At 54.7% G+C, this 12692-nt stretch carries 8 protein-coding genes, 2 tRNA genes and 2 rRNA genes; 5 read left to right on the plus strand and 7 right to left on the minus strand.

Annotated elements, in window-relative coordinates; translation table 11 throughout:
- Positions 1 to 95 precede the first annotated feature (95 nt).
- The 4 genes from P5704_009760 to P5704_009775 all read right to left on the minus strand — a co-directional run bounded on the left by P5704_009760 (position 96) and on the right by P5704_009775 (position 5040).
- A 23S ribosomal RNA gene (locus P5704_009760) occupies positions 96 to 2979 on the minus strand.
- Between the two features lie 253 nt (positions 2980 to 3232).
- Positions 3233 to 3308: transfer RNA gene (locus P5704_009765), tRNA-Ala, on the minus strand.
- A 30-nt stretch (positions 3309 to 3338) separates the two neighbouring features.
- Positions 3339 to 3415: transfer RNA gene (locus tag P5704_009770), tRNA-Ile, on the minus strand.
- Positions 3416 to 3505: 90 nt separating this feature from the next.
- Positions 3506 to 5040 (minus strand): 16S ribosomal RNA (locus P5704_009775).
- Together the 16S and 23S rRNA genes with 2 tRNA genes alongside form the textbook arrangement of a ribosomal RNA operon.
- Before the next feature lie 97 nt (positions 5041 to 5137).
- On the opposite strand from P5704_009775, the gene P5704_009780 reads away from it, so the two are divergent.
- Positions 5138 to 5515 (plus strand): hypothetical protein, encoded by a 378-nt coding sequence (locus P5704_009780; GenBank protein ID WOF80739.1) that lies wholly within the window; start codon positions 5138 to 5140, stop codon positions 5513 to 5515.
- A gap of 95 nt (positions 5516 to 5610) precedes the next feature.
- On the opposite strand, the gene tyrS is transcribed toward P5704_009780, so the two are convergent.
- Positions 5611 to 6810 (minus strand): tyrosine--tRNA ligase, encoded by a 1200-nt coding sequence (gene tyrS / locus P5704_009785; GenBank protein ID WOF80740.1) that lies wholly within the window; start codon positions 6808 to 6810, stop codon positions 5611 to 5613.
- Positions 6811 to 6980: 170 nt separating this feature from the next.
- Between tyrS and P5704_009790 the strand changes: the two genes are divergently transcribed.
- Both P5704_009790 and P5704_009795 read left to right on the plus strand, forming a co-directional pair.
- Positions 6981 to 8393, plus strand: a complete 1413-nt coding sequence (locus tag P5704_009790; GenBank protein WOF80741.1) for a peptidoglycan DD-metalloendopeptidase family protein — start codon at positions 6981 to 6983, stop codon at positions 8391 to 8393.
- 3 nt (positions 8394 to 8396) lie between these two features.
- Positions 8397 to 9488 (plus strand): anhydro-N-acetylmuramic acid kinase, encoded by a 1092-nt coding sequence (locus tag P5704_009795; GenBank protein WOF80742.1) that lies wholly within the window; start codon positions 8397 to 8399, stop codon positions 9486 to 9488.
- Between the two features lie 51 nt (positions 9489 to 9539).
- Here P5704_009795 and erpA read toward each other — a convergent pair whose 3' ends face one another.
- Both erpA and argC read right to left on the minus strand, forming a co-directional pair.
- Positions 9540 to 9890, minus strand: coding sequence for an iron-sulfur cluster insertion protein ErpA (erpA, locus tag P5704_009800; protein WOF80743.1), 351 nt, complete (start codon positions 9888 to 9890; stop codon positions 9540 to 9542).
- Positions 9891 to 10005: 115 nt separating this feature from the next.
- Entirely contained in the window at positions 10006 to 11040 is a 1035-nt protein-coding gene (gene argC, locus P5704_009805; protein WOF80744.1) for an N-acetyl-gamma-glutamyl-phosphate reductase, read from the minus strand.
- Positions 11041 to 11168: 128 nt separating this feature from the next.
- Here argC and hemJ point away from each other — a divergent pair, with 128 nt between their 5' ends.
- Positions 11169 to 11597: a protoporphyrinogen oxidase HemJ gene (gene hemJ / locus P5704_009810; GenBank protein ID WOF80745.1), complete on the plus strand. Its 429-nt coding sequence runs from the start codon at positions 11169 to 11171 to the stop codon at positions 11595 to 11597.
- Positions 11598 to 11728: 131 nt separating this feature from the next.
- Positions 11729 to 12685 (plus strand): DUF805 domain-containing protein, encoded by a 957-nt coding sequence (locus tag P5704_009815; GenBank protein WOF80746.1) that lies wholly within the window; start codon positions 11729 to 11731, stop codon positions 12683 to 12685.
- The last annotated feature ends 7 nt before the right edge of the window (positions 12686 to 12692 follow it).

The raw sequence follows: 12692 nt of genomic DNA on the forward strand, positions 1-12692 counted from the left end.
ATTGGGTATGTGATCGAACGGGTATTGCGTGTTCGTGCAGATTTTCGGTTTGTTTGTCGACTTACCGTCTAACAGCCAAATTGTTTGGGTGTTATATGGTCAAGCCTCACGGGCAATTAGTATGGGTTAGCTCAACGCCTCACAGCGCTTACACACCCCACCTATCAACGTCGTAGTCTTCGACGGCCCTTCAGGGAGCTCAAGGCTCCAGTGAGATCTCATCTTGAGGCAAGTTTCCCGCTTAGATGCTTTCAGCGGTTATCTCTTCCGAACGTAGCTACCCGGCAATGCCACTGGCGTGACAACCGGAACACCAGAGGTTCGTCCACTCCGGTCCTCTCGTACTAGGAGCAGCCCCTCTCAAATCTCAAACGTCCACGGCAGATAGGGACCGAACTGTCTCACGACGTTCTAAACCCAGCTCGCGTACCACTTTAAATGGCGAACAGCCATACCCTTGGGACCGGCTTCAGCCCAGGATGTGATGAGCCGACATCGAGGTGCCAAACACCGCCGTCGATATGAACTCTTGGGCGGTATCAGCCTGTTATCCCCGGAGTACCTTTTATCCGTTGAGCGATGGCCCTTCCATACAGAACCACCGGATCACTAAGACCTACTTTCGTACCTGCTCGACGTGTCTGTCTCGCAGTCAAGCGCGCTTTTGCCTTTATACTCTACGACCGATTTCCGACCGGTCTGAGCGCACCTTCGTACTCCTCCGTTACTCTTTAGGAGGAGACCGCCCCAGTCAAACTACCCACCATACACTGTCCTCGATCCGGATAACGGACCAGAGTTAGAACCTCAAAGTTGCCAGGGTGGTATTTCAAGGATGGCTCCACGCGAACTGGCGTCCACGCTTCAAAGCCTCCCACCTATCCTACACAAGCAAATTCAAAGTCCAGTGCAAAGCTATAGTAAAGGTTCACGGGGTCTTTCCGTCTAGCCGCGGATACACTGCATCTTCACAGCGATTTCAATTTCACTGAGTCTCGGGTGGAGACAGCGCCGCCATCGTTACGCCATTCGTGCAGGTCGGAACTTACCCGACAAGGAATTTCGCTACCTTAGGACCGTTATAGTTACGGCCGCCGTTTACCGGGGCTTCGATCAAGAGCTTCGCTTGCGCTAACCCCATCAATTAACCTTCCGGCACCGGGCAGGCGTCACACCCTATACGTCCACTTTCGTGTTTGCAGAGTGCTGTGTTTTTAATAAACAGTCGCAGCGGCCTGGTATCTTCGACCGGCATGGGCTTACGTAGTAAATACTTCACCCTCACCGGCGCACCTTCTCCCGAAGTTACGGTGCCATTTTGCCTAGTTCCTTCACCCGAGTTCTCTCAAGCGCCTTGGTATTCTCTACCCAACCACCTGTGTCGGTTTGGGGTACGGTTCCTAGTTACCTGAAGCTTAGAGGCTTTTCCTGGAAGCATGGCATCAACCACTTCGCTTTCTAAAAGAAAGCTCGTCATCAGCTCTCGGCATTAAGCCCCGGATTTACCTAAGATCTCTGCCTACCACCTTAAACAAGGACAACCAACGCCTTGCTGGCCTAGCCTTCTCCGTCCCCCCATCGCAGTAACTAGAAGTACGGGAATATTAACCCGTTTCCCATCGACTACGCTCTTCAGCCTCGCCTTAGGGACCGACTCACCCTGCGTCGATTAACGTTGCGCAGGAACCCTTGGTCTTTCGGCGTGCGAGTTTTTCACTCGCATTGTCGTTACTCATGTCAGCATTCGCACTTCTGATACCTCCAGCCAGCTTCTCAACTGACCTTCACAGGCTTACAGAACGCTCCTCTACCGCTCAACTTGCGTTGAACCCGTAGCTTCGGTACCTGGTTTGAGCCCCGTTACATCTTCCGCGCAGGCCGACTCGACTAGTGAGCTATTACGCTTTCTTTAAAGGATGGCTGCTTCTAAGCCAACCTCCTAGCTGTCTAAGCCTTCCCACATCGTTTCCCACTTAACCAGGATTTTGGGACCTTAGCTGACGGTCTGGGTTGTTTCCCTTTTCACGACGGACGTTAGCACCCGCCGTGTGTCTCCCGTGCTGACACTTGCTGGTATTCGGAGTTTGCATCGGTTTGGTAAGTCGGGATGACCCCTAGCCGAAACAGTGCTCTACCCCCAGCAGTGATACACGAGGCGCTACCTAAATAGCTTTCGAGGAGAACCAGCTATCTCCGAGCTTGATTAGCCTTTCACTCCGATCCACAGGTCATCCGCTAACTTTTCAACGGTAGTCGGTTCGGTCCTCCAGTCAGTGTTACCTAACCTTCAACCTGCCCATGGATAGATCGCCCGGTTTCGGGTCTATTCCCAGCGACTAGACGCCCTATTAAGACTCGCTTTCGCTACGCCTCCCCTATTCGGTTAAGCTCGCCACTGAAAATAAGTCGCTGACCCATTATACAAAAGGTACGCAGTCACCTAACAAAGTAGGCTCCCACTGCTTGTACGCATACGGTTTCAGGTTCTATTTCACTCCCCTCTCCGGGGTTCTTTTCGCCTTTCCCTCACGGTACTGGTTCACTATCGGTCAGTCAGTAGTATTTAGCCTTGGAGGATGGTCCCCCATATTCAGACAAAGTTTCTCGTGCTCCGTCCTACTCGATTTCATTGATAAGAGATTTTCGCGTACAGGGCTATCACCCACTATGGCCGCACTTTCCAGAGCGTTCCGCTAATCTCAAATCAACTTAAGGGCTAGTCCCCGTTCGCTCGCCACTACTAAGGGAATCTCGGTTGATTTCTTTTCCTCAGGGTACTTAGATGTTTCAGTTCCCTGGTTCGCCTCACACACCTATGTATTCAGTGTGTGATAACCATCTTATGATGGCTGGGTTCCCCATTCAGACATCTCCGGATCACAGTCTGTTTGCCGACTCCCGAAGCTTTTCGCAGGCTACCACGTCTTTCATCGCCTCTGACTGCCAAGGCATCCACCGTATGCGCTTCTTCACTTGACCATATAACCCCAAGCAATCTGGTTACTGTCTATAACGTGAAGACGACATTCGCCGAAAATTTGCATAGAGAACACGCAAATTTTACCTTGACTTGAATAATCACCAGTGAAAGTGATCACTCAAATCTACTTCTATCACATACCCAAATTTTTAAAGAACAGTTCTGGCGCAAAGACCAGAAATCAATACCCTCACCCATCATCAGATGCGCAAGCAGCACTCATTTCTGAGCTTTCAGCGATTTTCGAGTTAATGGTGGAGCCAAGCGGGATCGAACCGCTGACCTCCTGCGTGCAAAGCAGGCGCTCTCCCAGCTGAGCTATGGCCCCATCTACAGATCGGCCACATCCCATGACAATTGGTGGGTCTGGGCAGATTCGAACTGCCGACCTCACCCTTATCAGGGGTGCGCTCTAACCAACTGAGCTACAGACCCAATCGTCTCTCTGGGTCGAAACCCAATCGCTTTTCGCTAGTGAATCAAGCAATTCGTGTGGGAGCTTATGAAGAAGCTGAAGTCTTCGATTAAGGAGGTGATCCAGCCGCAGGTTCCCCTACGGCTACCTTGTTACGACTTCACCCCAGTCATGAATCACTCCGTGGTAACCGTCCCCCGAAGGTTAGACTAGCTACTTCTGGAGCAACCCACTCCCATGGTGTGACGGGCGGTGTGTACAAGGCCCGGGAACGTATTCACCGTGACATTCTGATTCACGATTACTAGCGATTCCGACTTCACGCAGTCGAGTTGCAGACTGCGATCCGGACTACGATCGGTTTTATGGGATTAGCTCCACCTCGCGGCTTGGCAACCCTTTGTACCGACCATTGTAGCACGTGTGTAGCCCAGGCCGTAAGGGCCATGATGACTTGACGTCATCCCCACCTTCCTCCGGTTTGTCACCGGCAGTCTCCTTAGAGTGCCCACCTTAACGTGCTGGTAACTAAGGACAAGGGTTGCGCTCGTTACGGGACTTAACCCAACATCTCACGACACGAGCTGACGACAGCCATGCAGCACCTGTGTCAGAGCTCCCGAAGGCACCTATCCATCTCTGGAAAGTTCTCTGCATGTCAAGGCCTGGTAAGGTTCTTCGCGTTGCTTCGAATTAAACCACATGCTCCACCGCTTGTGCGGGCCCCGTCAATTCATTTGAGTTTTAACCTTGCGGCCGTACTCCCCAGGCGGTCGACTTAATGCGTTAGCTGCGCCACTAAGATCTCAAGGATCCCAACGGCTAGTCGACATCGTTTACGGCGTGGACTACCAGGGTATCTAATCCTGTTTGCTCCCCACGCTTTCGCACCTCAGTGTCAGTATTAGCCCAGGTGGTCGCCTTCGCCACTGGTGTTCCTTCCTATATCTACGCATTTCACCGCTACACAGGAAATTCCACCACCCTCTGCCATACTCTAGCTTGCCAGTTTTGGATGCAGTTCCCAGGTTGAGCCCGGGGCTTTCACATCCAACTTAACAAACCACCTACGCGCGCTTTACGCCCAGTAATTCCGATTAACGCTTGCACCCTTCGTATTACCGCGGCTGCTGGCACGAAGTTAGCCGGTGCTTATTCTGTCGGTAACGTCAAAACAGCAAGGTATTAACTTACTGCCCTTCCTCCCAACTTAAAGTGCTTTACAATCCGAAGACCTTCTTCACACACGCGGCATGGCTGGATCAGGCTTTCGCCCATTGTCCAATATTCCCCACTGCTGCCTCCCGTAGGAGTCTGGACCGTGTCTCAGTTCCAGTGTGACTGATCATCCTCTCAGACCAGTTACGGATCGTCGCCTTGGTGAGCCATTACCTCACCAACTAGCTAATCCGACCTAGGCTCATCTGATAGCGCAAGGCCCGAAGGTCCCCTGCTTTCTCCCGTAGGACGTATGCGGTATTAGCGTTCCTTTCGAAACGTTGTCCCCCACTACCAGGCAGATTCCTAGGCATTACTCACCCGTCCGCCGCTGAATCAGAGAGCAAGCTCCCTTCATCCGCTCGACTTGCATGTGTTAGGCCTGCCGCCAGCGTTCAATCTGAGCCATGATCAAACTCTTCAGTTCAATACTGCTTGGGTTTTGAGAAAACCCTAAACTTGGCTCAGCAATCGCAAATCTCTTTACAAGAAAGAGTAACTCTCGAATAAACGAGTGTTGCTTTGTGATGCTGATAATCTATCTGACCATCAGTCTTACATTCACAAGCACCCACACGAATTGCTTGATTCAGTTGTTAAAGAGCGTTTCGATCAAGCCTTTCGTCTCAACCGAGGCCGCGCATTCTACAGCAGCCTTGTTACCTGTCAAGCTGTTTTTGAAGAAGTTTTTCTTTCTTCTCAACCGCTTGCGCTTCAGATCAACCCAGCGTCTCTCATCAGCGGGAGGCGAATCATACAGCGTTCAAATCCGCTGTCAACCACCTCTTTCAACCGCTTCCGATCAACCTGACCGAAGCCGCCAACAGGACTCAACCACCACCCTGCCAGCCCGGCGCATTCTACTCGAATCCGCCACCGGTGCAACCCTTTTATTTCGCTAACCTTTTGATTTACAAGAGGTTTTGCTTAAGGACTGCGCCGGAAGTGGTGCGCATTATAGGCACCTGAAAACAGCCGTCAACCGTTTATTTCAGTTTTATTCCGCCTTGAGGGAAATACGTGCAAACGACTTCTTTCCAGCCTGGCAGACATGGGTCGCACCGAGCCTGAAGACAAAACCACGATCCACCACTTGACCATCAACACGGACACCACTAGAGCCCAACAGATCACGCGCCATGGCTGCATTCTTGACCAGCGCTGCTTTATTAAGGACCGACGCGATAGGCATATCCTGATCAGAGATCAATTCGATCTCCGGCAGGTCTTCAGGCAGTTCGCCCTCCTTCATCCGATTACCCGCCGAACGATGCGCAGCCGCAGCCGCCTCGCCACCATGGAAACGCGCAACGATCTCCTCGGCCAGCTTGATCTTGATATCGCGGGGATTCGCACCTCGATTGACATCCACCCGGAAGCCATTGATCTCATCTTGCGACCGAAAGCTGAGCAATTCGAAGTACCGCCACATGAGCGAATCCGGGATGGAGACCAACTTGCTGTACATGACCCCAGGAGCCTCTTGAATCCCGACGTAATTGCCAAGGGACTTGGACATCTTCTTCACGCCATCCAGCCCTTCAAGCAACGGCATGGTCACTACGCACTGCGAGGCCTGACCGTACGAGCGCTGAAGCTCGCGCCCCATGAGCAGATTGAATTTCTGGTCAGTCCCACCGAGCTCTATGTCAGCTCTCAACGCAACCGAGTCATATCCCTGGACGAGCGGATAGAGGAACTCATGGATGGCTATCGGCTGATTCGTGGAGTAGCGCTTGCTGAAGTCGTCACGCTCAAGCATACGAGCGACAGTATATTGAGAGGCCAGACGAATGAAGTCGGCCGGAGTCAGCTTGTCCATCCAGGCTGAATTGAATGCCACCTCGGTCTTTGCGGGATCCAGGATCTTAAAAACCTGGGCCTTGTAAGTCTCCGCGTTCTCGAGGACCTGCTCTCTGGTCAACGGGGGCCGTGTGGCGCTTTTGCCACTTGGATCACCAATCATTCCGGTGAAATCCCCTATAAGGAAGATCACTTGGTGCCCCAGGTCCTGAAGCTGGCGCATCTTATTAATGAGCACGGTATGCCCGAGATGAAGATCGGGAGCGGTGGGGTCGAATCCTGCCTTGACGCGCAGCGGCTCGCCTCGCTCAAGCTTGGCGATCAGCTCCGATTCGACGAGCACCTCATCAGCGCCCCGTTTGATCACCGACAGTTGCTCTTCAACCGACTTCATGGCAAGCCCCGTACCATTATTAAAGGGCGACAACCTTACAAGATCGACGGCCGATTACAAGCCGCGCGCTTGTGCCGATCAGCAGTTCAGCTGCCACAAGGGTTGCCTCCGATGGGCTTTGCTTATATTTTAGACAGTTATTTCCCGTGCAAAAACATGCCAGAAGCCCAATGATGCCTTCCAAATCAAAAGCTCCGAACTACCCCAAGAGCCATCTTCTGGCTGCCAGTGGTGTAGCTGCGCTGCTGAGCCTGGCGCTGCTTGTATTCCCATCACGTGAAGTCGAGGCCAAGAAGACCTTCATTGACCTGAAGCTCGAGTCCTCCTCTGGACAAATTGTTGTCGAGCCCGGCGGCGACCAACCAGGCCTGGTCGAGCCCCCCTTCGCAACTGTCACGCCGGACACATCATCCGACGCGAAGAATGCTGAGCTACCGGAAGAAAAGGAGCTCACCCAGGCTCCCGCTCCAGAGTCAGACTCTCTGACGAAGACCGTGGTCGTGGCCAATGGGGATACGCTATCGACGGTATTTTCCAAAGTGGGCCTTTCCCCATCAGTCATGCATGCCGTCCTGTCGAGCAGCAAGGATGCCAAACAATTTTCCCGCTTGAAGATCGGCCAGTCCCTTGAGTTTCAACTGACCGAACAGGGCGATCTAGCTGTCCTGCGCAGCAAACTCAATAGCTTGGAGACGCTGGCGCTAGAGAAGACGTCTGACGGTTACTCATTCAAGAAAGAACAGATCAAACCCGAAGTCAGCTCCGTATATGCTCGTGGCGAGATTGATAGCAGTCTATTTCTTGCCGCGAAGCGCGCGGGCCTCAGCCATAACCTGACGATGGATCTGGCTAACGTATTTGGCTACGACATCGACTTTGCACTCGACATTCGCAAAGGTGACAGCTTCGAGGTCATCTATGAAGAAAAGACCGTAGAGGGACAGAGCGTCGGTACCGGCAATATTCTCGCGGCACGTTTTACCAATAGGGGCAAAACCTATTCCGCCGTTCGCTACACCAATAAGGATGGTGCCACCAGCTATTACAATGCTGACGGAACCAGCATGCGCAAGGCATTCATCCGAACGCCGGTGGATTTTGCACGTATCAGCTCTCGCTTCTCGAATGGTCGCAAGCATCCGATCCTGAACAAGATCCGAGCGCACAAAGGGGTCGATTATGCCGCCCCGCATGGAACACCAATCAAAAGCGCTGGCGATGGCAAAGTACTGCTTGCAGGGCGCAAGGGTGGCTATGGCAACACAGTGATCATCCAGCACGGCCAGCGCTACCGCACCCTTTACGCGCACATGCAGGGATTTGCCAAAGGCGTGCGTAACGGCTCCTCAGTGAAGCAAGGTCAGATCATCGGTTACATCGGCACTACCGGCCTTTCAACAGGCCCGCACCTGCATTATGAGTTTCAGGTCGACGGCGTCCATGTCGATCCGCTAGGCCTGAAGCTACCGATGGCAGACCCGATCGCTCGCAACGAAAAGCAGCGTTTCATGCAGTTGAGCCAGCCCCTGATGGCGCGGATGGACGAAGAGAAGGCCACCGTACTGGCCCTCAACCAGCAGTAAATCGTGGCTCTTTATCTTGGGGTGATGTCCGGCACCAGCCTTGATGGCCTGGACATCGCGCTCATCGAGCAAACCACTCGCACTCGGCTGATAGCCACCCGCTTCCAGGAAATGCCCGCCCAACTGCGGCAAGAACTGCTTGCCCTGTGCTCTTCTGGACAAGACGAACTGGCACGCGCCGCTATCGCTGAAAACCAATGGGCGGAGTTGGCAGCTGAAACGATTGGTCAGCTGCTCATGGAGCAGCAGCTGACCCCACAGTCAATTCGAGCCATTGGCAGCCATGGTCAAACCGTTCGGCATGAGCCCCATCTAGGATTCACGATTCAGATTGGCAACCCAGCCCTATTAGCGGAACTGACCGGTATAACTGTCGTTGGTGATTTTCGCCGCCGCGATGTTGCTGCAGGCGGACATGGCGCACCGCTCGTACCTGCTTTCCACGAATTCGTCTTTGCCAGCCCCCAGCGAGCCCGCGCGGTTCTAAACATCGGGGGATTCAGCAATCTCAGCATTCTGTATCCAGGCAATCCTACCCATGGTTTCGATTGCGGCCCCGGCAACGTTCTGATGGACGCCTGGATCGGACGTCACAAAGGCATGGCATACGACCGCAACGGCTATTGGGCCACGACCGGCATCGTGGATGAGGACTTACTCACCTCAATGCTCAACGAAGCCTTTTTCAAGGCTCAGGGACCGAAAAGCACTGGTCGTGAACTCTTCAACCTGACCTGGCTGGATAGACTTCTCGCAGAACGAGAGGACCTGCAGCCCGAAAACGTACAGGCGACGCTGCTTGAGCTTACTGCTAGGAGCATAGTCGAGTCGCTCATCGACACTCGGCTGGACGTTGAGGAATTGCTTGTTTGCGGCGGGGGAGCACATAACGCTGCGCTGATGCAAAGGTTGCAAGGACAGCTTCCGAGCTGTGAAGTCAAAAGTACAGACAGCGAGGGCGTGCCGCCAGACTGGGTGGAAGCGATGGCATTTGCATGGCTGGCCCACTGCTGCCTGGAAGGTATCCCTGCAAATCGCCCCGCGGTTACCGGCGCCAAGGGCTCTCGCGTCCTTGGCGCTATCTACCCCGCTTGATGCCTGAAACGAAAACGCCGTGCAATGCACGGCGCTGCGGGTCAACAGGCCTCAGATAGAAAATGACTGGCCGCAACCACAGGTAGTCGTAGCGTTCGGATTCTTGATCACGAAACGAGAACCCTCCAGCCCTTCCTGATAATCAACTTCTGCACCGGCCAGGTACTGGTAGCTCATGGGATCGACCACCAGACTCACGCCCTCCCGCTCGATGATCGTGTCGTCGTCGGCTATATCTTCATCGAAGGTAAAGCCGTACTGGAAACCCGAGCAGCCGCCTCCAGTGACGAAGACTCGCAGCTTCAAGCGCGGGTTGCCTTCCTCATCGACCAAGCTCTTCACCTTGCTTGCCGCCCCCTGACTGAACTGGATGGCGGTGGGCGTGAAGGATTCGACACTCATTGGTTTCTCCTGGCGTGAAACGCCCTACTGCATTATTGACGGTGCATTATCGGCTTTCCTGACAAAAGCGGTCAACTATTCGACCGACCACAACGGCCCGAAGTAGAAAACTGGTTTATGGCAGCAGCGCCACATTCTCGAGCCCCAGTTTTTCGTTCAGGTCGAACAGGATATTCATGTTCTGGATAGCCTGGCCGGACGCGCCTTTCACCAAGTTGTCGATCACCGACAGTACGACCACCAAGTCACCGCCCTGCGGACGATGTACGGCGATACGGCAAACGTTAGCGCCACGCACGCTACGTGTCTCCGGATGACTGCCGGCCGGCATCACGTCGACGAAAGGCTCGTTGGCATAACGCTGCTCATAAAGGCGCTGCAAATCCACGGACGTATCGGCAACGCTGGCATACAGCGTCGCGTGGATACCACGAATCATCGGTGTCAGGTGCGGAACGAAAGTCAGCCCGACGTCACCTCGCACAGCTCTGCGCAGACCTTGGCTGATTTCCGGCAGGTGTCGGTGCCCTTTGACCGCATACGCCATCATGCTTTCGCCAGCCTCGGTGAAAAGGGAGCCGATTTTCGCTGCGCGCCCGGCACCACTGACACCGGACTTGCAGTCCGCAATCAATCGCGAGGCATCAGCAAGACCGTTTTCAAGCAACGGTAGAAAGCCCAGCTGAGTAGCCGTCGGGTAACAACCAGGAACGGCAATCAGGCGTGCCTTTCTGATCTGCTCGCGATTGACTTCAGGCAATCCGTACACCGCCTCCGGGAGCAGCTCAGGTGCACCATGAGCCTGCCCATACCATTTCGCCCACTCTTCGGCGTCCTGCAGGCGGAAATCGGCGGACAGGTCGATGACTCGAGTTCCGGCTGCCAGCAACTCACCAGCAAGTGCATGAGCGACGCCATGGGGAGTCGCGAAGAACACGACGTCGCATCCACCCAATGTTGCTGCGTCCGGAACACTGAAAGCGAGGTCGTCGTAGTGGCCCCGCAGATTGGGGTACATATCGGTGACCTTCACCCCGTCCTCGGAGCGCGAGGTGATGACAGCCACTTCGGCTTGCGGATGCTGGGCAAGCAGGCGCAGCAATTCGACGCCCGTATAGCCTGTGCCGCCAACGATACCGACCTTGATCATGACCTGCCCTCAACTGGAAACGTAAAAGCGCGATGATAAAGCTGCTTTGATCGCGGGCCAACCGCCGGGATGACGGGGGCGAACGCAGCCACTACTATCGACGCATTCGCCTGCGCAGGATTCCATAGATGCTCTACCTTTGGCTCAAAGCACTACACATCATCGCCATCGTCTGCTGGTTCGCCGGACTGTTCTATCTTCCCCGCCTGTTCGTCTATCACGCGATGAGTGAGGATCAACCCAGCCGGGAGCGCTTCAAGGTCATGGAGCGCAAGCTTTACCGCGGCATCATGCTTCCTTCGATGATCGCCACGTTGGTATTTGGCATATGGATGGTCATTCTCAATCCCGGCTTGTTCAGTACAGGCGGATGGCTCCATGCCAAGCTGACGCTGGTCCTCGTACTGGTCGGCTATCACCATGTATGCGGTGCACAACTGAAGCGGTTCGCTCGTGACGAGAACATCCGCGGGCACGTGTTCTATCGCTGGTTCAATGAGATCCCGGTACTCTTTCTGCTGGCCATCGTGATTCTTGTCGTCGTCAGGCCCTTCTGAGCTGGCCGACAGCTGATCAATTGAGCTCGTGAGCATTGTGCTACCTGACTCAGAAACCGGAGCAAACGTTGTTGTATCGGCTGTTCCACCCCTCTAATCTGCCGCCACCATCCTTGTGACACGGACGCCACATGCAACAAGCTCAATTCAAAATCGTCTTCACCGGCGAACTTATGCCCGACATGCCGCTCGAGGCGGTAAAGGCAAACCTGGCCGTCCTGTTCAAGACCGACCCAAGCAAGGTCGAGCGGTTGTTCAGCGGCCAGGCCGCCGTGATCAAAAGCAAGCTGAACAGCCAGGAAGCCGACAAGTATCTCGGCGCACTGCACCGCGCTGGCGCCAAGGCATACAAAGAGCCCGAGCGCACCAGCCCCACCCTGAGCCTTGTGCAGACGGACGAAGAACTGGCGGCGGCCCAAGCCGACAACCCGCCTGCTGCACTCATGACATGTCCTAAATGCGGGCACGCACAAAACCACGCCAGTGAGTGCAGTGCATGCGGCATCATCATCGAGAAGTATCTGGCGCGTCAGGCGCAGCTTCGTGAGAGCGCTGCGCTTCAGGGCGCCAGCGCAACCATGTCACCTTACGCGCCGCCTTCCGCAAACGTCAGCGAAGCCATGCCGCAACATGGCGAACTCAAGCCTTTTTCCGTCACTGGCCGGATCGGCCGTCTGCGTTATCTGGCGTGGACCCTGGTGATCATGTTTGCAGCCGCGGGCTTGTTCGGCGTCGCCGCGATCATCATGGCAATCTCCAGCACGTTGGGGCTCATCTGCATGGGCTTGATCGGCATCGGCATGCTCGTGGTCAACGTGCAGATCGGCGTTCAGCGCTTGCATGACTTCGGCTGGTCCGGCTGGCTGATCCTGCTCAATCTGGTACCGGTGCTGGGCAGCCTGTTCCCCTTCGTCATGCTGTTGATGCCAGGCAATCGGCAAGTCAACCGCTATGGTTCGCCACCACCGCCCAACAGTCGGTCGGTGAAGATTCTCGCCGCACTATGGCTGGTGTTGATCATCTGCGGCCTGGTGGCGGCGCTGACCATCCCCGCACTGGTGGAGATGCGTCATGGAGCCGGCTTCTAGCTGCTGG

This window comes from Pseudomonas sp. FeN3W (assembly GCA_030263805.2).
GTDB classification, from domain to species: Bacteria; Pseudomonadota; Gammaproteobacteria; order Pseudomonadales; family Pseudomonadaceae; genus Stutzerimonas; species Stutzerimonas stutzeri_G.

Coding starts and splice junctions, on each gene's coding strand:
- hemJ (WOF80745.1), top strand. CDS start 11,169: ATGCTCTACCTTTGGCTCAAAGCACTACACATCATCGCCATCGTCTGC.
- erpA (WOF80743.1), bottom strand. CDS start 9,890: ATGAGTGTCGAATCCTTCACGCCCACCGCCATCCAGTTCAGTCAGGGG.
- P5704_009790 (WOF80741.1), top strand. CDS start 6,981: ATGATGCCTTCCAAATCAAAAGCTCCGAACTACCCCAAGAGCCATCTT.
- tyrS (WOF80740.1), bottom strand. CDS start 6,810: ATGAAGTCGGTTGAAGAGCAACTGTCGGTGATCAAACGGGGCGCTGAT.
- argC (WOF80744.1), bottom strand. CDS start 11,040: ATGATCAAGGTCGGTATCGTTGGCGGCACAGGCTATACGGGCGTCGAA.
- P5704_009815 (WOF80746.1), top strand. CDS start 11,729: ATGCAACAAGCTCAATTCAAAATCGTCTTCACCGGCGAACTTATGCCC.